Origin of the sequence: Winogradskyella pelagia (assembly GCF_017581965.1) — a bacterium.
Classification (GTDB): domain Bacteria; phylum Bacteroidota; class Bacteroidia; order Flavobacteriales; family Flavobacteriaceae; genus Winogradskyella; species Winogradskyella pelagia.
Genome location: NZ_JAGEVF010000005.1, coordinates 100,259 through 120,950 on the forward strand (window position 1 = coordinate 100,259; position 20,692 = coordinate 120,950).

Genomic DNA, 20,692 nt, shown 5'->3' on the forward strand with positions numbered 1-20,692 from the left:
ACACCTTACAAATCACACCAATACAATTAGATTGTTAAACTTTCGATTGTTTTTAAATTTTCGAGCATCTCGTTGTCTTTTAAATACGCATGTATTTTACCTCCCATTGTATAATCTATGGCAATGAAATCGGTCTTTAATGTATGTGCAAAAAGTACGGAATGGAATCGCATACAGATATTTAACTTCGATTTTTTCATGGCCTCAATAATAGAATCTACAGTAGATAATTTTTTATTCATCACCACACGCACATCGCCTTGAAAATAGGTGTCGATAAATCGTCTTGAAAAATCCCTGTCATCATTACCCACAACAAAATTATGCATATGGTGCAATTCTATTCTATCGACATTAAGCCGCTCTGCCTCTCGCTTTATCAATTTTGCAATGCCTTGCTCCAAGGTTGTTTTTTTTTGTTCAAAAACCGATTTCTCTCCTGGAAAATACTCAAAGGTCCAATCTCTCAAAAAACAAGAAAGCACGTTCTCATTTTTTACATCAATCTGTTCACTTTGGCCTAAGACAAATCCCTTGGCAGGATCACCAAACAATTCTGCTTCGTTTTTGTATCCAAATGCATTGTAAGCCGCAATACTATCCTTGTCTCTTAACTTAACATAGTCCGTTAAAGAAAAAATTTCCTTGACGGTTATTAGGTATTTTTCGTGTTTTAATGGTCCGATACCACATCCAAAAACGGTTGTCTTTTTACCATAGGCTTTGGCAATTTTAAATCCTAAGTAAGGCACGTACAATACCTCTAAATCCATCAACGGACCACCTCCCATAACAATCTCATCCGAACTTTTTGCATATCGTAATAAATCCAATGTTTTAGTGGATACTACTTTTGCTTTCAATTCTAATTCTTCACAAGTTCTTTCGGTTACAAATGGGTATAAACTGCCAATAACAAATTCGACTTTACTGTTGTACTCCTCTTTGTAGTAGTTTACGATTCCGCCCAAAATAGCCTTATCGCCAACGGTTTCGGTTCCATACCATCCAAGGACAAAAACCGTAAACAAGCTCGAATCGGTCTTACCTCCTTTTAATACTTTAGCGAGTTTCAATGCTCTGCCAACCGATTTTATATTCAAAATTTTAGAGTTGAATATCGCTTCCAACTCAATCTTTCGTTCTTTGTATGTTATTGGAGCATGGTAATCGTGTATGCAGCTATTGCAGTGTTCTTTAAGGATGCGTTCTTTCTCTTCAAAATTGTTCTTATAAATATCTAGGCTAGATAATTCCAAGGCATTGCCAATGATCTTGGATTTAGGAGCGCAGTAACTGATTTGACCTTTAGAACCCAAAACAATTCCATCATTATGATAAGGACAGCCTATAAGCCTATCTCCTCCTTTTAATATATTTTGAATACTTGAGTACGTTCTTTGGAAAGTTCCGTTTTTCTCATAGGTGAGTTTTAGCTTTTCAAAAAACAGAAGCAAATTGAAGGTTTCATCTGCATTAAAATTTCTAATGACCTTGCCACGATCTTGATTATATAACCTGTTTATGGTTTCCGCGATTCTAAAACGCCCATACATATTGTATTTTTTGGCGTAATACAACAAATCATCAGCATCCCAAGCGTTTATTTTAGAAATTGTACAACCGAAGGAGGTTGGTATTTTTAATTCCTGTTCCAAATAATTGAAGACCTTTATCGCTTTATCAAAATTACCCTTTACACCTCTTACCTGGTCGTGTGCCTTGCCTACTCCGTCAATAGATACCATTGCTGAAAAATGAACTCCATTTTCGTCGCAGATGTTTTTTATTTTCTTAATTCTATTGATTACTTCTTCGTTCTCGATGGCATTGGTAATAATACTCAATCCCTTGATGCCTGGAACTGCCTTTATAATAGAGCTATATATATCTGGTAAGTCTTCACGCAAAGTGGGTTCTCCTCCGGTAACACCAACATATTTTAATTCTGAAAACAAAGGGTCGCAAAGGACAGTCTCTAATTCTTCTGGAGTGATTTCGAGCTCTTCCTCCTGTTTCCAAATGTTGCACATGGTACATTTGGAATTGCAACTATCTATAATGTTTAAATTTAGGATACTTGGTTTTGCGTTAACATCTAAAGACTTTGCTTTATTTAGACGATAGAGGTGCCTTCCCTGTCGGTATATCGTCTTTAAACCATGTGAAACTGAACGCATATGCCTCTTAAATTGATTTTTTTAAATACCATTTATACTTGAATCGACCTTTGCAAAACCGTTATTTCTTTCATTTATATCCTGATTGCCTATATGGTAATTTCTTTTTTCTCAAATGCATCAAAATCTGAATTTGGATCTGCATTATAAATTTCGAAATTACGACTATTTGCTTTCATCTTGAAGGACTCGTACAGTTTATATGTTCTACAATAGCTATAAAGCCGTTCCTTTGGTTGTCTTCCTGTAAATGCTGGTTTTTCTGTTATTATTCCATCTTGTTTAAGGTAAAACTCCAAAGACGGTTTGCTATGGTCATAAAAATGAAAATAGCCTTCTTTATTCTGCCAATCGTGGTCAATACCCAATAAATTCAATTCCTCCAATCCCATATAATAACCCAACTGAATGGCAACCATAGCAACCGTTGTAGGCGAAACAATCCTTTTTGAAAAATCTATGGGAAAGTTACCTCCATAAGCATATTGATATAGTTGGCGTGATTTAAAAACAGATTTTGCCAATTCAAAATCCTTTTGCTCTACAAAAACAATAGTGTCTTTTGGAAGCATTTCCTCAGCCCTTGCAAACCAATTTTTAAATACATTTTCTGTTATTGGCGGATGCGATGATGCAAAGATGTGAACCTGAGGATTTATGGTTTTAATATCTGGGTGTTCATGGAAATTTCCCATTGAGATCATCAAAGCATCTTTATCTAACTTTTTCAAATCTAACTTATTTATAGAAGGAGCGGACCCAAGGATGAAGCCCTTTGAATGAGAGCTAAATATATTTTTTAGCTCCGTATTTTCAGGAAATAAGACATCCTTTTTCAGCAACTTTTTCACCTTAGCTCTTATCAACTTGAATACCTTGGTCATAGTGTATTTTGGTTTAGGTACTTTGCATCGATTAGTGCTACATTGGTCGCTCTGTTTGCTCTATTGACGTTCCAATAGTCCCCTGAAAACACATTAAAATTTAATACATGGTGCAAAAGATCTATTTGCTTTACAACCCGTATTGCCGTTTGAACCACTACCACAACATAGTAACTGCCACCTCTTAACATGAGCTTGGGTAGTTCCAAATCAACATAAGAATCTATCGAATGGAAGGTGATTCCCATTTCATCTGAATAAAAATCGGCAATTTTATTTTCATTATTATCGTAGATCACTAAACCAAAAACTAAATCCTTATGATTTACTTTTTCATTAAATACCATGTGCAATCTAAACTTGGCGTAGTCCCCAGAAATAAGCTCGGATACGGCATTTCCTTGCCTATTTAGTAATTCTACTTTAGAGAATCTGATTTCGCCAGTGCCTTTACGGTCAGTTCGTTCTAATAAATTATCGGTATTGAGACTACTTTGGCGATTGATATAAAAGTTAACAGCTTCTTCAGAACTACCTTCAAAAATAGATTCACCACTCTCTAAAACGATACCTCTTGTGCATAAGTTCTTAACTGCTGCCATATTATGACTTACAAATAAAACGGTTCTTCCATCTGAGCTTGATATATCCTGCATCTTGCCTATAGCCTTTTTTTGAAACTCTACATCGCCTACGGCTAAGACCTCATCCACTACTAAAATATCTGGCTCCAAAAATGCCGCAACTGCGAAAGCTAAACGAACTCGCATCCCCGAACTATAGCGTTTTACTGGTGTATCAATATATTTCTGGCATCCAGAAAATTCTATAATCTCTTCAAGTTTCGATTTAATCTCTGTTTTTGTCATCCCCAAAATAGCACCGTTTAGAAAGATATTCTCACGGCCTGTCATCTCCGGATGAAATCCTGTACCAACCTCTAATAAAGAGGCGATTCTACCCTTTGTCCTAATTACCCCTGTGGTTGGGCTGGTTACCCGAGATAAAATCTTTAGTAGGGTGGATTTTCCAGCACCATTCTTCCCTATAACTCCCAAAACCTCACCGTTTTGCACTTCGAAATTGATATCCTTCAATGCCCAAACATAATTACTCTCTGAAGCTTTGCGCTGGTCATTAGTATCGCCAATCTTTAAATAAGGATCTTTCTTTCCACGCACTTTGTACCACCAGCGATTGATATCATGACTCAGCGTACCCGTTCCTACAGTACCTAAGCGATATTGCTTACTGAGATTTTCACACTTTAAGATAATATCTGCCATTTTTAAACCGTATCAATAAATTGTTTCTCGGTTCTGTTAAACACCACTAGACCAAGTAAAAAAATTATAACGCTTATCATCGCTGTATACCCAAAATTTGTCCATGTAAAACTTCCCGTATCTAAAAGCATTTTTCGAAACCCTTCTGTAATCTGGGTTAAAGGGTTGAGCTCCACCAATCGTGCTACTAATGGCGGAAATTTTAATCGTGCTTCTGATAAGGGATAAGGCACTGCTGAAACGTACATTAACAACTGTACACCAAAGCCCACTAAAATTGTTAAATCTCTATATTTAGTGGTCATAGCAGAAATTAACATTCCTAAGCCTAGACCTAATAAGGCCATCAATAAAACATAAAGGGGAAATAAAAACACCAAACCGCTAAGAGCCACGGTACTCCCCTGCCACCAGTAAAACAGAAAAAAACCAAAAAATATAGCCAACTGTATACTGAACTTAAGCAGGTTGGAAATCGTTACGGACATAGGCATAATCACACGCGGAAAATACACCTTCCCAAAAATAGCCTGATTTTTGGTAAAGGTATTGGAAGTTCCCGTTAGACATTCTTTAAAATAGTTCCAAGCGGTAATTCCAGCCAAATTAAATAAAAAAGGCGGGATTGAACCTGTCTGTATTTGGCCAAGATTATTAAATATAAGAGTGAATATAAGCGAAGTAAATAACGGTTGAATTAGGTACCACAGCGGCCCTAGAATAGTTTGCTTATAAAGAGTAACAATATCCCTTTTAACAAAAAGGAATAAGAGATCTTTATACCGCCATATTTCCTTAAAATTAAAATCTATTAGCTTTTGCTCTGCAGAAATTGAATAGAGCAAGTCATCATTAGTAGTTTTCAATACAGACTAATTTTAAGCTAATATAAGAAATGAAGTCATGTCTTAAATAAAAATCAAGGATTTTAGATTTATATAAAACGTAACAAACCAGAGAATAGTCTGATAAGACTAAATTTTATCAAATAAAAATTGATATTATTTTTTTGAGTATTAAAACCTAGATACTAAACCACGAAATTAGTATTTTCATGATTTAGTTAGGAAGTAAAATAATCCCAAGTAATTTTGAGCCCCTCACGTACTGTAAACTGCGGTTCATAGCCCAATAGCTTATTAGCTTTGGAAATATCTGCCAGTGAATCACGCACGTCACCTTGTCTTGGTGGACCATACACTGCTTGCAATTGAGAATTAGCAGCAACCCTCAAAGAATCCCATAAATAATTAACAGAAATACGCTCACCACAGGCTACGTTAAACACTTCATTTTTGGCATCCTTGGAGGCAAAAAACCCTTTAATATTGGCTTGCACTGCATTGTCCACAAACGTAAAGTCTCGAGTCTGCTCACCATCACCATTAATTTTAGATGGAATATTATCCTTTAAGGCCTGCATAAACAAAGGGATTACTGCAGCATAAGCCCCATTAGGACTTTGTTTCGGCCCAAAGACATTAAAATAACGTAAGCCGATAACGTCAGTGTCATAAGTTTTGCCAAATACATCCGCATATAACTCATTAACATACTTTGTAACCGCATAAGGTGATAAAGGTTTACCAATGTTATTTTCTACTTTTGGCAGGGTTTTACTATCTCCATAGGTAGAACTAGACGCTGCATAGACCATACGCTTAACAGTTGGACTATCCTTTAATGCAATCATCATATTTAAAAATCCTGAAATATTGACAGCATTGGTTGTTGCTGGATCATTTATAGATCTTGGTACAGAACCTAAGGCCGCTTGATGAGAAACATAATCAATACCTTCCATGGCCTGTTTGCAGGTTTCTAGATTACGGATATCGCCCTCTACTAATTCAAAAGCTGGGTTATCCATAAACTCCGTCAAATTTTCACGATAACCATTTGAAAAATTATCAAGGACACGTACTTTTTTAGCACTGTATTTTAAAAGATATTCAACAATGTTAGAGCCTATAAAGCCTCCGCCTCCTGTTACCAAAAAACTAAGTTGAGACAGGTCTTGGTTATGGTATTGATTTGAGAACATAAATTTATGATTATTGAAAATAGAAATTATAAGCGTGCATCTACACTATTTGAAGGCAATAAGGACTTCACGTCAAAAACAACACAGCTTTGAGCTTTTAAGTTATCCAATGACATATTTAAAAATTCGTTATGCGATACCGCTAAAATAATAGCATCGTACTGAGGTTTCAATTCAGACAATTCGGTTTTAAGATCTAAACGATATTCATGTCTTACTTCTTCTTTAGAAGCCCAAGGATCGTGTACATCTACATTGACATGATATGATTGTAATTCTTTAATAATGTCTATAACTCTAGAATTTCTTATGTCCGGACAATTTTCTTTAAACGTGATGCCTAAAACCAACGCATTGGAACCTTTAATGGTAGCTCCATTATTAATCATCATTTTCACCGTTTCTGTAGCCACATAACTTCCCATACTATCGTTCATTTTCCGTCCAGCTAGGATTATTTCAGGATTATATCCAGACTCTATAGCTTTTTGGGCCAAATAGTAAGGATCTACTCCTATACAGTGACCTCCCACTAAACCTGGTGAAAACTTTAAGAAATTCCATTTGGTTCCTGCGGCCTCTAAAACCGCCTTGGTATCTATATCTAAAAGTCTAAATATTTTAGATAGTTCATTGACAAATGCAATATTAATATCGCGTTGAGAATTCTCAATAACTTTGGCAGCCTCCGCAACCTTAATAGAAGGTGCTAAATGGGTACCTGCTGTTATTACAGCTTTATATAGATTATCAATGCGCTTAGCCACTTCTGGGGTAGATCCAGAAGTTACTTTTAAAATTTTTGTAACCGTATGCTTTTTATCTCCTGGATTAATGCGCTCTGGAGAATAGCCTGCATAAAAATCGGAATTATATTCTAAGCCAGAATGCGTTTCTAAAACCGGAATACAGATTTCTTCAGTAGCTCCAGGGTAAACAGTAGACTCATAAATAACAATATCGCCTTTATCCATAACCCTTCCAACAGTTTCACTCGCCTTAATTAATGGTGTAAACACTGGTTTATTAAGGGCATCCGTTGGTGTGGGGACAGTGACAATATAGATATTACAGGATTTCAAGGCTTCTGTATTATTAGTTACCAATAAACCTCTTTCTGCGGTTTCATCCGTTATTAAAACAGATTTTAAAGCGTCATCTTCAACCTCTAATGTCTTATCTGTACCAGAGTTTAATTCATCTATTCGCTGCTTATTGATATCGAAACCAACAACATAGAATTTTTTTGCAAATTCAACAGCAAGGGGCAAACCAACATAACCTAGACCAATAATAGCGATTCTGTCTTGTGAATGTGTCATTTGTTTAAAGTAGATTTTAGAATGTAGATCAAATCTAAATAAAAACTATAATTTGAGACGTAGTTTTTATTGATTTTCACTTTATCTACCCAAATAATCGTTCTATTGTAGTGGTCTGGGTCTTTTTGCCGTTCTAATACACGCTCCTCATCCTTATATTTTAACGTCGCAGGCCCTGTTATTCCTGGCTTCACATTTAAAATAATCCGATCATCACCTTCTAATTCATCTGCGAAGCCTCGCACATCGGGTCTAGGCCCAACAAAACTCATATCACCTTTTAACACATTAAAAAGCTGGGGCCATTCATCTAATTTAGACTGCCGTAAAAACCGCCCAAGTGTTGTAGCACTCTTATCTAGATGCCCTAATAAATGTGGTTCCTCGCGCAATGTCCTTAATTTATAGATGAAAAATGGTTTGCCATGTTGCCCAATACGTTGTTGACTAAAAATGCCGAAAGCCTTTATATCTAAAGATGCAAGTATAACCAAAACGACAATTGGAAAAAAGAGCACGGGTAATAGCAACACGGCGAGGAGTAAATCGAAAAGACGCTTAGTTTTAAGTTGAGTAGATGTTATCAAAGTATACTATTCTATAAACTCTGAAAAAAATCACCAATCCTTTTAAGCATGGATTTCTTGTCACGTTCGTGATAGGCATTACCATAGACACCATAACCGTAGCCATAACCGTAGCCATAACCATAGCCGTAATTATTACTGTTTTTGTGCCTATAAAAGTTAAGAACAAAATGAATGTTCTTTAATTCTCCTTTATGGTATTTGGCGTTTACTAACTGTAACATGCCCTTTTTAGTATAATCTAATCGAACCATAAACACCGTAGCATCAGCATATTGAACTATTTCTAAGGCATCTGTAACCAAACCTAAAGGTGGTGTATCTAAAATGATTATATCATATTCTTTTTTGAGCTTAGTAATCAGTTCCTTTAATTCTTCACTCATCAACAATTCTGAAGGATTGGGTGGTATGGGTCCAGAAGTCACCAAATCCAAATTTTCGATATGTGTCTGAGTTTTGATTTCAGCTAAAGATGCGTCTTCAATTAAATAATTAACAATTCCTTTCTCATTGGTTATCCCAAAATCATCAAAAATTTTGGGTTTACGTAAATCCAGACCTAAGAGTATGGTCTTTTTACCAGACAAAGCATACACTGTAGCTATATTTATAGAGGCAAAAGTTTTTCCTTCTCCACTTACGGATGACGTAATCATTAGCGTTTTTGCACGATCTTGAGAAGGATTTTGCTTAAAAATAAATTGTAAACTAGAACGAAGCGCCCTAAAAGATTCAGCAACTGCGGATTTTGGTTTTTCATAAGCTACCAAATTATTCTTGTAGCGGTATTTTCCAATAAGACCTAAAATCGGAATTTTGGATAATTTAACAACTTCATCCGAGCCATGTATCGTATTATCTAGCAGATGGATGACAAAAATGAGCAAAACAGGCGAAAAGAAGCCAATCATTAAAGCCAACATATAGTTTAACGACTTTTTAGGACCAATAGGCCCATTACCTATGTCTTTAGCTTCATCTATAACTGTAATATCAGATACATTAGCTGCCTTTACAATAGCCGCTTCACCACGTTTAGCTTGATAAATATCATAAGCCTCACGACTTATATCTAATTTACGTTGAATCTTTAAATACTCTTGTTGTTCTATGGGCAGCTCGATTAATTCTGATTCAAGCTGAGCTATTTTTTGATTAATTATTCCTAGTTGTGTTCCAATTGTCTGTTTGGTGACTCCAACGGTTTCTAACAAAACCTTTTTTTCTGTATCAATGCGTCTATCGAGTTCATTAAACAAAGTTGATCCTTCCTTTGTTGAATACTCCAGATTTTTACGCTCCACTGATAACCCAATAATATTTCTAACACTTGATAAAATATTGATTTCTTCAATCCCAACAGATGTAGGTGATACAATCTGGGAGTAATCTGTTTTAGTACTTAAGTAGTTTTCTAAATTATTTAAATAATTTAGCTTAGATTGCTCAATTAATTTGTCTTTATCGAGTCCCTTTAAACGCTCAGATAACTGAGTTATCTCCTCCTTTACATCAACGACTTTATTGATCTGCCTAAAGTCATTCATTTCACTGGTTATGGCTTTTAGGTCCGCATTAACAGCACCTAAACTACTATCAATAAATTTAATGGTATTAGTAGCATACAAGTTCTTTCTTTCCAATTCCGTTCTGCTAAGTATGGCTGAGGTTGCATTTAAAAAGTCAACGATTTTTGACTTGTTTAATCCAATTAAGGATAGTTTTAAGACTGAAGACGCATCTCTAGAAGCCGGAGCAATGGTAATGGCATTTTTATATTGGTTGACAACCGAATCGAAATTAAGATAACGAATAAAATACTCTTCATTTGGGTTAATGCTTACCCCAGGCTTCAATACTATAACACCACTAAAAAAAGGCAGGTTTATAGAATCCCCAAAATTAAACGTTTTATTTAAAGATTTTGGTGATATGCTCAATTGGATTTTATCTTTGGAATCATAGTTTTGGCCTACACCAGAATTAATCTCTAAATCATAAAATATCTCAAATTTTTGATTATCGAGAATTCGTATTCCAATAGGTTGATTTAGGAGTTGCGGTTTAGTCTTATCCGTATGCATGCTAAAGGGTGCCGCCTTATAAATATCTAATAAATGGTATTTACCTTGTTTGAGATATTGTTTATAATATTCCAAAGAATCCACAACCAGTTCATTATGTGAACGAGTTTTTACCTCGGTAATTATGCTTCCTACTTTTCCTGAGACACCGCCCCAATTAAAGGAAATACTTGTGTTAGCTGTAAAAAACGGATTTTGGTCGTTATTAACCGTTATCAATGATTCTAAACGGTATATATTCTGTTTCCTCACATTAATAAAGTAGGCCACAATTAAAGCGATTCCAACACAAAATAATAACAACTTCCATAGGTTTAAGACTTTAAATAAAAAGCCTTTAAAGTCGAAACCAACATGTTGCTGTTCTATATTGTCATATTCATTGTAGTCCTTGAAATCCATTTTATCTTGAAGACAGAAGAATTATTGATGTTGTTATAGCTAATAAACTGGCTATCGTTGAAATAGTAGATACTAAAGTCTCACCTGTACCCAAAACCTTTTGCCTAAGCGGTTCTACATAAATTATATCATTAGGCTGAATATAATAATAAGGTGATTTCATAATTTCAATATCTGTTAAATCTAAACGATGAATTTTCTGCCCTTGCGGATACTGCCTGATAACGGCAACATTTTTTCTATTTCCTGTCAATGGAATTTCACCTACGTTAGCTATGGCCTCAAAAATATTCACTCTATTTTTAAATACGGTTATTGTGCCTGGCGATCCTACTTCGCCATTCACGGTAAATCGTAAACCAGCCAATTTTACGGTTATAAATATATTAGCCGTTTCTTTAAATTGTTCTTCTAAGAGCCGTTCTTTTAACAGTGCTTCTATTTCTTCAGTGGTTAAACCAATAACCTTAAAACGTCCTAGCTCCGGAATTCGTATTTCACCGCGCATATCTACAGTAAACCCATCAAAATAGGCACGCTCTTCACTACTGGCATTTAGTATACCCTCGTCACTGATAGGATTGAAAATCTGAACATTATCTTGATCGAGTACTTTAAGAGTAATATTCAAAATATCATCAATTTGAATTCTATACGGTTTTTGCACTTCGGATAAATTGTAAGGAATCGTGTCATTCAGTCCGTCTTCCTTATTTTGCAAATAGATCGTATCCTTATATGGAATACAAGAAGAAACTACCACTACAGAGATTAAAACTATTGCTATTAAAAAGCGCTTCATTAAGGACGATAGATGATTACAGACAAATATAATGTATCAACAACAATAACAAAATAATTGGTATTCTTTTTGGTTATTTGCCATCTTTGCAAAAAAAGTGTCTTGAATTACCTCAACGCAGAACATATTTCTAAATCTTTTGGTGACCTCATTCTCTTCGAAGATTTATCTTTCAGTATTCATAAGGACCAAAAAATTGCTCTAATCGCAAAAAATGGTAGTGGAAAAACATCTATTCTCAACATTCTTTCTGGAAAGGAGCAACCAGACCATGGACAAATTGTTATTAGAAAAGGACTTCGGCTTGCTTTCTTAGATCAAGAACCAAAACTCAATAGCAGCTTAACAGTAGAAGAAACAATTAATGCCATGGATATTCCAATACTTCGTACCATCGAACACTACGAAAAGGCCTTAAAAGACCCAGATAATACTGAAGCCTATCAAAAAGCTTTTGAAGCCATGGAAAGGGATAATGCATGGGAGTTTGAGAACCAATACCAACAAATACTTTCACAACTACAACTCCATAATTTAAGTGTTAAGGTATCTACCCTTTCTGGCGGACAAAAAAAAAGATTAGCACTTGCGCAGACCTTACTTACACAACCTGACATTCTCGTTCTAGATGAGCCCACTAATCATCTCGACTTAGAAATGATAGAATGGCTTGAGGACTATTTTTCCAAAACCGATATTACCCTATTTATGGTGACTCACGATCGCTATTTCCTAGAACGTGTTTGTAATGAAATTTTAGAACTAGACCACGGAAAATTATATGCTTACAAAGGGAACTACTCCTACTATCTTGAAAAAAAGGAAGCACGTCTTTTGGTTGAGGCATCAGAACTGGGTAAATCCAAACAATTATATAAAAAAGAACTGGACTGGATGCGCCGCCAACCTAAAGCGAGAACTACAAAATCCAAGAGTAGGATAGACGACTTTTCTGAAATTAAAGCCAAAGTCCATCAACGAAGAAAAGAGCATGAGGTACAATTAGAAATCAATATGGAGCGCCTAGGAAGTAAAATCATAGAATTCCATAATGTATCTAAAGCCTTTGGCAATACAAACATACTTGATGGATTTGATTACACTTTTAGAAAAGGGGAACGCATAGGTATCATTGGCAAAAATGGTACAGGAAAATCTACCTTTTTGAATCTTTTAACCAATAGTCTTCAACCAGACGGCGGAAAAATTGTTATCGGCGACACAGTTAAAATAGGGTATTATACCCAAAAAGGCATTAAAGTTAAACCCGGACAAAAGGTCATAGAGGTCATTAAAGCATTTGGTGACTACCTACCCTTGGCCAAAGGGCGCCAAATTAGTGCGCAACAGTTATTAGAGCGTTTTCTATTTGACCGTAAGAAGCAGTACGACTTCGTCGAGAAACTTAGTGGAGGTGAACAGAAGCGATTATACCTCTGTACGGTACTTATTCAAAACCCAAATGTATTAATCCTTGACGAGCCAACAAACGATTTAGATATTGTTACCTTAAATGTACTAGAAAGCTTCTTACTGGATTATCCGGGTGTCCTTGTCGTTGTGTCACATGACCGCTATTTTATGGATAAAATTGTAGATCATTTGTTTGTGTTTAGAGGTCATGGTATTATTGAAGATTTTCCTGGTAATTATTCTGATTTTAGGACTTATGATAGTAGCAAATCTGAAATTTCAGAAAAACTAGCACCAGTTACTAGCACTATTACCAAATCTGAAAATATCAACAAGGCCAACAAATTATCTTATAACGAACAAAAGGAGTTTAAAAATTTAGAGTCTAAAATTAGATCTCTAGAATTAGATAAAAAACATCTAGAACAAAAATTTACTAATCCAGAGCTTTCACAAGATGCTATCAATACCTTGTCCCAAGAGCTACAAGAAATAATCACTGCTATTGAGACGAAAGAACTTCGTTGGTTTGAGCTTGCTGAAAAATTTGAATCGTCTTGATTTATCAAGTTTTTTCATATTTAAGATTTATTTGGTCTGCAACCAATCATCACGGTGTGCACTCGCCTTTTGTTTTTAAGTTTGTTACTGAATGCCTCTATGACAAAAGCAACTATGAGGCATATAGCGCTATTCAATCCTACAGAAAAGAACTAATTTCAGATAAAACCACTATTGCCATTTCTGATTTTGGAGCAGGTTCGCGAGTATTTACCTCGAATAAAAGAACCGTTTCAGACATTGCCAAACACTCAGGATCGTCTCTCAAAAAAGCAAAAATACTTTTCAGGATTACCAAATATTTTAAACCAAAATCCATTTTAGAACTTGGCACGTCTTTAGGCATAGCAACCTATGCGCTGTCAAAAGGAAATGAGGGCAGCCACATTATGAGCATCGAAGGCTGTGCTAATCTATCGAACTTCGCCAGTAAGTGTATATCGGACTACAAAGTGAAGAACATTACCTTACAAACTGGTACATTCGACCATAGTATTCAACAACTCAAACAACAAACTTTTAATCTTGTTTTCGTGGACGGACACCATTCTAAGGTAGCGACTCTAAAAAATTTTGAAACCTTACTCTCATATGTTGATAATGACACTATTTTTATTTTTGACGACATCTATTGGTCTAAAGAAATGACCGAAGCTTGGGAAGAAATTAAATCGCATCAAAGCGTTACGGTTTCTATTGATTGTTTTCATTTAGGCCTTGTGTTTTTTAGAAGAGAACAGGCCAAAGAACATTTTAAAATTAGAGTGTAACAAGGTTTTAACTTTAACGTCTTATTAACTGTAAAATCGTGTATCTTGCGAGCATGAGCTAAATACAATGTTGTAAAATATGAGTAATAACGTTATTGAAATTAGAGGAATAATCAGAGATTTTAAACTTGGGCAAGAAACCGTTCATGTCTTAAAGGGTATCGATTTAGATATTAAAAAGGGTGAATATGTGGCCATTATGGGTTCATCTGGGTCTGGAAAATCAACTTTAATGAATATACTTGGTTGTTTAGATACGGCGACTGCAGGAAATTATATACTCAATGGAAAAGACGTGAGCCAAATGTCAGATGATGAACTCGCGGATATTAGAAACACCGAGATAGGTTTCGTTTTCCAAACGTTTAATTTATTGCCGAGAACTACAGCATTAGACAATGTGGCACTTCCTATGATTTACGCTGGCGCCTCTAAAAGTGAGCGTATTGAGCGAGCGTCTGAGGTTTTAACAGATGTAGGCTTGGCCGACCGTATGGACCACAAACCCAATCAGCTCTCTGGTGGTCAACGTCAACGCGTTGCTGTTGGTCGAGCTTTAGTTAACAAACCTTCAATTATACTTGCAGATGAACCTACAGGGAATTTAGACTCAAAGACGTCTTTAGAAATCATGCAACTTTTTGATGCTATCCATGCTAATGGCAATACCGTAATAATGGTTACCCACGAAGAAGATATCGCCGAACACGCTAAACGTATTATAAGACTTACTGATGGCATGGTGTCCAGTGACATTGTTAAAGAATAAAAAGTTCTAACTCCTTCTCCAAGCCTTGCCCTTTAACATATAATTGGCACTACCCAATTAAAACCAAGCTTTATGCTCTATGGTTTAATCCTTACCTTTGTTATCTCAATATTAAACCATATGACTTGAAAGTATATACAAAGACAGGAGACAAGGGAACCACAGCCTTATTTGGAGGGACTCGGGTTCCTAAATACCATATCAGAATTGAAAGTTACGGCACTATAGATGAACTCAATTCACATCTTGGGCTTATCCGTGATCAAGATATCGATAACCACTACAAATCGGTTATAATGGACATACAAGACCGACTTTTCACAGTCGGTGCAATTCTAGCTACCGACCCAGAAAAAGCGACTTTAAAAAGTGGTAAGGCACGTTTAAATATTCCGAAAATTTCAAGTGAGGATATTGAGAAACTAGAAAAAGAAATGGACCTTATGGAAGAAAGCCTTCCTCCTATGACTCATTTTGTGCTTCCTGGCGGCCATCAAACCGTGTCATTCTGTCATATAGCCAGAACGGTTTGCCGCAGAGCTGAGCGATTAGCAGTACATCTTAATGAATTAGAACCCTTTCAGCCAGAGACACTAACTTATATTAACCGACTATCGGATTATTTATTTGTCTTGGCACGGAAGTTGTCTAAAGATTTAAAGGCTAAAGAAATAAAATGGATACCGAAAAAGGAGTCCTAATATATCTAAAGCCTTAATGTTGATGCCTCAAGAATAAAATCGACAGAAAAATCATACCACACTACGTTCTTTTTATTAATGAATAATTAATTTGATTTTTTCTTGAATTATTCAACTAAAAAATTATTTTTGCAAAAATTAAAATTATACGCGAATGTACTGGACATTAGAACTAGCCTCTTATTTAAGTGATGCCCCTTGGCCAGCAACCAAGGACGAACTTATAGATTATGCGATTAGAACAGGAGCACCTTTAGAGGTTGTAGAAAATCTGCAAGCCATTGAAGACGAGGGTGATTCTTACGACTCAATCGAAGAAATTTGGCCGGACTATCCAACTGACGAAGATTACCTCTGGAATGAGGACGAATATTAAAATACTGTAATATCAAAATAAAGTCTCTTGCGTTTATCTAACTGAGAGACTTTTTTTATTTTCGGATGTTTTAATCGTTCATCGCAATAATCACAAAAACGAATATATAAGTATTGAACCAAATCGTTCAATAATAACACAATACAAGACCCATGGGAATATTAGATAAGGTAATAAAGGTATTTGTTGGAGATAAATCCAAACAAGATGTCAGCGCCTTAAAGCCAATTGTAGAACAAATTAAGACTTTTGAAAAAGATTTAGAGCGCTTATCGCACGATGAGTTAAGAGCAAAAACCGAAGCCTTTAAAGCTAAAATCGCAGAAGCAAGAGCTCCTTTCCAAGCGAGTAAGGAAGAACTTTTGACTAAAGCTGAAGCTACCGAAGATATAGATGAACGCGAAGATCTTTACCAAGAAGCGGATAAAATTGAAGATGATATTTACGAAGTTACAGAAAAGGTACTCAATGATATTTTACCAGAAGCCTTTGCAGTAATGAAAGAAACGGCAAAGAGGTTTGTGAACAATACCTCTTTAGAGGTTACAGCAAACGCTTTTGACCGCGAGGTGTCTGGATCAAAAGACTATGTAAGTCTTGAAAACGATAAGGCGGTTTGGGCCAACTCTTGGGATGCCGCAGGTAAGCCCATTACTTGGGATATGGTCCACTACGATGTTCAGCTTATTGGTGGTATTGCCATGCACCAAGGAAAAATTGCTGAAATGCAAACTGGTGAAGGTAAAACTTTAGTTGCTACATTACCGGTATATCTAAATGCTCTTGCAGGTAAAGGCGTTCACCTCGTAACTGTTAATGACTATTTAGCAAAGCGTGATAGTGCTTGGATGGCTCCGTTATTTGAGTTTCATGGTTTAAGCGTAGATTGTATAGATTATCACAGACCAAATTCCGATGCTCGCCGTAAAGCCTATAATGCAGACATTACTTACGGTACAAATAACGAATTTGGTTTTGATTACCTACGTGATAACATGGCTCATGCGCCTGAAGATTTAGTGCAACGACCTCACCACTATGCTATCGTAGATGAGGTGGATTCTGTTTTGGTAGACGATGCCAGGACACCATTGATAATTTCTGGTCCTGTTCCTAAAGGTGATGAACATGAATTTGACCAATTAAAACCTAAGGTACAAAGCATTGAAGAGGTGCAGCGTAAATACCTGGTCGGTGTTTTGGCTGAAGCTAAAAAATTAATTGCAGCTGGTGATACCAAAGAAGGCGGGTTTCAATTATTACGCGTTTATCGTGGAATCCCAAAGAACAAAGCACTTATAAAATATTTAAGTGAAGAAGGTATTAAGCAGTTACTTCAGAAAACTGAAAACTTCTACATGCAAGACAACAATAGGGAAATGCCTAAAGTTGATGCCGAGCTTTACTATGTGATTGATGAGAAAAACAATCAGGTAGAATTATCTGACAAAGGTGTGGAGTTTTTATCTGGTGAAGACGACCCCAATTTCTTTGTAATGCCAGAAATGGGTACGGAAATCGCCAAAATTGAAAGTCAAGGGCTACCTCCAGAAGAAGAAGCCAACCTTAAAGAAGATTTATTTAGGGATTTTGGTATAAAATCTGAGCGTATTCATACCTTAAACCAATTGTTAAAAGCCTATGCCCTATTTGAAAAAGACGTACAGTACGTGGTCATGGATAATAAGGTAATGATTGTCGATGAGCAAACGGGACGTATAATGGACGGTCGTCGTTATTCTGACGGATTGCACCAAGCCATTGAAGCTAAAGAAAATGTAAAAATTGAAGCAGCAACCCAAACTTTTGCTACTGTAACCCTACAGAATTATTTTAGAATGTACCGCAAATTAGCCGGTATGACAGGTACTGCTGTAACGGAAGCAGGTGAATTTTGGGAAATCTACAAATTGGATGTTGTAGAAATACCAACCAATAGACCAATTGCCAGAGATGATAAAGACGATTTAGTCTATAAAACCAAACGCGAAAAATACAATGCGGTAATTGATGAGGTTGTGAGCTTATCTAACGCTGGTAGACCAGTATTAATAGGTACCACTAATGTTGAAATCTCAGAGCTTTTAGGAAAAATGTTGAGTATTCGTAAGATTCCACATAATGTCTTAAATGCAAAGCAACATAAAAAAGAAGCGGAAATTGTAGCTCAAGCCGGTAATTCAGGGCAGGTGACTATTGCCACAAACATGGCTGGTCGTGGTACAGACATTAAACTAAATGACGACGTTAAAGCCGCAGGAGGTTTAGCCATTGTAGGTACAGAACGTCACGATTCTAGGCGTGTAGATAGACAGTTGCGTGGTAGAGCCGGACGTCAAGGAGACCCAGGAAGTTCTCAATTCTATGTGTCCTTAGAAGATAATTTAATGCGTTTATTTGGTAGTGATCGTATTGCGAAAATGATGGACCGCATGGGATTAAAAGAAGGAGAGGTTATTCAGCATTCCATGATTTCCAAGTCTATTGAGCGTGCCCAGAAAAAAGTTGAAGAAAACAATTTTGGTGTTCGAAAACGTTTGTTAGAATATGATGATGTAATGAACGCACAACGTGAAGTTGTTTACAAACGTCGCAGACATGCCCTTCATGGCGAACGTCTGCATGTGGATTTGGCCAACATGATTTATGATACTTCTGAAGGTATCGCAATAACCAATAAAAATGCCAATGACTTCAAGAATTTTGAGTTTGAGTTGATTCGTTATTTTTCAATGGCGTCGCCAATAAGTGAAGAGCAATTTGCTAAAATGAGTGACCAAGACATTGCGGGTGTTATATATAAAGAAGCATTCAAGAATTATCGCGAAAAAATGCAACGTGCTGCAGATTTGGCATATCCAGTCATTGAAAACGTTTACAATACGCAGCGTGACAGATTTAAACGTATCGTTGTGCCATTTACGGATGGCGTTAAAAACCTTCAAGTTGTTACCGATTTAGAAAAAGCTTATGAATCTAAGGGAACGCAGCTTATCAATGATTTTGAAAAGAATATTACCCTTGCCATAGTTGATGATGCTTGGAAGACCCATCTTAGAAAAATGGATGAATTAAAGCAATCGGTACAATTGGCTGTTCATGAACAAAAAGACCCTCTATTAATTTATAAATTCGAAGCTTTTGAGCTGTTCAAAAGTATGATCGACCAGGTGAATAAGGATGTTATTTCGTTCTTATTTAAGGGAGAAATTCCTCAAGAAACAGCTGATACAATACAGGAAGCCAAGAAACGCAGAGAAGAAAATTTACAAACCCAGAAAGAAGAGATTCCAAATATGGACGAACGTGCAGCTCAAAGTAGAGCTGCTGGCGCTGGTGCTTCTAGAGGACAGCAGCAAGTAGTAGAAACTATTGTTAGGGAACAACCTAAAATTGGTAGAAATGAACGCGTTACCATAAAACATGTGATGAGTGGTGAAAATAAGACCGTAAAATATAAGCAAGCCATTCCACTTATTGAAAAAGGTGAATGGGTGCTGGTGAACGATTAGTACTTTTCGTACGCAATACAATCTTTTTTAAAAGCGAAAAAATCCTGATGACTAACATCAGGATTTTTTGGTAAAGACAACGCCATCTTTAATATCTTGTAAATGGGACTAATGTTTCTTTTTAGAGATCCACATTTAAGGATTTACTTTATGTTTCATTAATCAAGGATAATTATTTACTTCCTTTACTAATAAGACACATATATTTCATAAAAGTCACAACTACAGAGGAATTGAGATTCAAATAGTCAATTTTTATTATCTTAACTGCACTAACTAATCTTTATAATTATGAAAAATGTATTAGCAACCCTTGTTGGCTTCATTGTGGCTTCAATAACTGTTTATATTCTGGAATCTTTAGTTGGTCACAACCTATTTCCTTTACCAGAGGGCGCCAATCCTATGGATATGGAGTGGATAAAAAACAATATGGACCAAATACCTATAGGTTCTAAAATATGTGTTGTCATTGCTCATTTCACAGGAATTGTATTTGGTATGTTGGTAGCTGCACTGATTTCTAAAAAATCGCTTGTCCCAAGTTATATTGTAGGAGGGTTAATGTTGGCTGCAACTTTCTTTAATATTGTGATGTTGCCTAAAGAATTATGGTTTACACTATCTGACGGACTTTTTGTAATTATTGGTTTTTTTATTGGTAAACAACTAAGTAGTAAAAAGATAAAAAAAGACTCTAACTAAAATAATAGGACTTGCTCATTTAGAATTCTTATCGGTTGTTGCTTTTTCTGAAAATTGTACAAGAGTATCTGGGCCATGAGTTTTATTGATTATACAACTTACAAATAAAACTACAACAATAGATTTTAGCAAAACAAAACTTCTGATAATGCGAATAATATATGCTTGAGGTGCTTTGAAAGAATTAACTATGACAACACAACCAGTAAAGGTAGAGTGAAAGCAATTCTAATGCGTAAGAAAATTAGCTAAACACATTTCCTATTGAGTATATTAATAAGTTCATATCAA

Annotated in this window: 16 protein-coding genes; 7 read left to right on the plus strand and 9 right to left on the minus strand. The window is 35.9% G+C overall.

Features of this window, described 5'->3' with window-relative positions; genetic code table 11:
- Window positions 1–26 precede the first annotated feature (26 nt).
- The 9 genes from J4050_RS08050 to J4050_RS08090 all read right to left on the minus strand — a co-directional run bounded on the left by J4050_RS08050 (window position 27) and on the right by J4050_RS08090 (window position 11,594).
- Window positions 27–2,180: a polysaccharide pyruvyl transferase family protein gene (locus tag J4050_RS08050; RefSeq protein WP_208154061.1), complete on the minus strand. Its 2,154-nt coding sequence runs from the start codon at window positions 2,178–2,180 to the stop codon at window positions 27–29.
- A gap of 89 nt (window positions 2,181–2,269) precedes the next feature.
- Window positions 2,270–3,064 (minus strand): hypothetical protein, encoded by a 795-nt coding sequence (locus J4050_RS08055; RefSeq protein WP_208154062.1) that lies wholly within the window; start codon window positions 3,062–3,064, stop codon window positions 2,270–2,272.
- On the minus strand, window positions 3,061–4,350 hold the full coding sequence (locus J4050_RS08060) for an ABC transporter ATP-binding protein (protein ID WP_208154063.1): 1,290 nt from the start codon (window positions 4,348–4,350) through the stop codon (window positions 3,061–3,063). The genes J4050_RS08055 and J4050_RS08060 overlap by 4 nt, the downstream gene beginning before the upstream one ends.
- Before the next feature lie 2 nt (window positions 4,351–4,352).
- Window positions 4,353–5,216 carry an ABC transporter permease gene (locus tag J4050_RS08065; protein ID WP_208154064.1) on the minus strand — a complete coding sequence of 288 codons (864 nt, stop codon included), beginning with the start codon at window positions 5,214–5,216 and terminating at the stop codon, window positions 4,353–4,355.
- Window positions 5,217–5,413: 197 nt separating this feature from the next.
- Window positions 5,414–6,394 (minus strand): SDR family oxidoreductase, encoded by a 981-nt coding sequence (locus J4050_RS08070; protein WP_208154065.1) that lies wholly within the window; start codon window positions 6,392–6,394, stop codon window positions 5,414–5,416.
- 26 nt (window positions 6,395–6,420) lie between these two features.
- Entirely contained in the window at window positions 6,421–7,716 is a 1,296-nt protein-coding gene (locus J4050_RS08075) for a nucleotide sugar dehydrogenase (RefSeq protein ID WP_208154066.1), read from the minus strand.
- The gene (locus J4050_RS08080) at window positions 7,713–8,303 is read right to left on the minus strand and encodes a sugar transferase (protein WP_243878586.1); all 591 of its coding nucleotides are present in this window, start codon (window positions 8,301–8,303) and stop codon (window positions 7,713–7,715) included. Before J4050_RS08080 ends, J4050_RS08075 begins: the two co-directional genes overlap by 4 nt.
- Window positions 8,304–8,314: 11 nt before the next feature.
- Window positions 8,315–10,792: a polysaccharide biosynthesis tyrosine autokinase gene (locus J4050_RS08085; RefSeq protein ID WP_208154067.1), complete on the minus strand. Its 2,478-nt coding sequence runs from the start codon at window positions 10,790–10,792 to the stop codon at window positions 8,315–8,317.
- A 1-nt stretch (window position 10,793) separates the two neighbouring features.
- The gene (locus J4050_RS08090) at window positions 10,794–11,594 is read right to left on the minus strand and encodes a polysaccharide biosynthesis/export family protein (protein ID WP_208154068.1); all 801 of its coding nucleotides are present in this window, start codon (window positions 11,592–11,594) and stop codon (window positions 10,794–10,796) included.
- A gap of 102 nt (window positions 11,595–11,696) precedes the next feature.
- On the opposite strand from J4050_RS08090, the gene J4050_RS08095 reads away from it, so the two are divergent.
- From J4050_RS08095 to J4050_RS08125, 7 genes are all read left to right on the plus strand, one after another.
- Window positions 11,697–13,568, plus strand: coding sequence for an ABC-F family ATP-binding cassette domain-containing protein (locus J4050_RS08095; RefSeq protein ID WP_208154069.1), 1,872 nt, complete (start codon window positions 11,697–11,699; stop codon window positions 13,566–13,568).
- Window positions 13,565–14,338 carry an O-methyltransferase gene (locus J4050_RS08100; RefSeq protein WP_208154070.1) on the plus strand — a complete coding sequence of 258 codons (774 nt, stop codon included), beginning with the start codon at window positions 13,565–13,567 and terminating at the stop codon, window positions 14,336–14,338. Before J4050_RS08095 ends, J4050_RS08100 begins: the two co-directional genes overlap by 4 nt.
- Window positions 14,339–14,417: 79 nt before the next feature.
- Complete coding sequence (locus J4050_RS08105; protein WP_208154071.1) at window positions 14,418–15,107, plus strand: ABC transporter ATP-binding protein; 690 nt, start codon at window positions 14,418–14,420, stop codon at window positions 15,105–15,107.
- Window positions 15,108–15,232: 125 nt separating this feature from the next.
- A complete protein-coding gene (locus J4050_RS08110; protein WP_208154072.1) occupies window positions 15,233–15,808 on the plus strand; it encodes a cob(I)yrinic acid a,c-diamide adenosyltransferase in 576 nt (191 codons plus the stop codon).
- Window positions 15,809–15,962: 154 nt separating this feature from the next.
- Window positions 15,963–16,184 carry a DUF2795 domain-containing protein gene (locus J4050_RS08115; protein ID WP_008272287.1) on the plus strand — a complete coding sequence of 74 codons (222 nt, stop codon included), beginning with the start codon at window positions 15,963–15,965 and terminating at the stop codon, window positions 16,182–16,184.
- A 152-nt stretch (window positions 16,185–16,336) separates the two neighbouring features.
- Window positions 16,337–19,696, plus strand: a complete 3,360-nt coding sequence (gene secA / locus J4050_RS08120; protein WP_208154073.1) for a preprotein translocase subunit SecA — start codon at window positions 16,337–16,339, stop codon at window positions 19,694–19,696.
- Between the two features lie 291 nt (window positions 19,697–19,987).
- Complete coding sequence (locus J4050_RS08125) at window positions 19,988–20,401, plus strand: hypothetical protein (protein WP_208154074.1); 414 nt, start codon at window positions 19,988–19,990, stop codon at window positions 20,399–20,401.
- Window positions 20,402–20,692 lie beyond the last annotated feature (291 nt).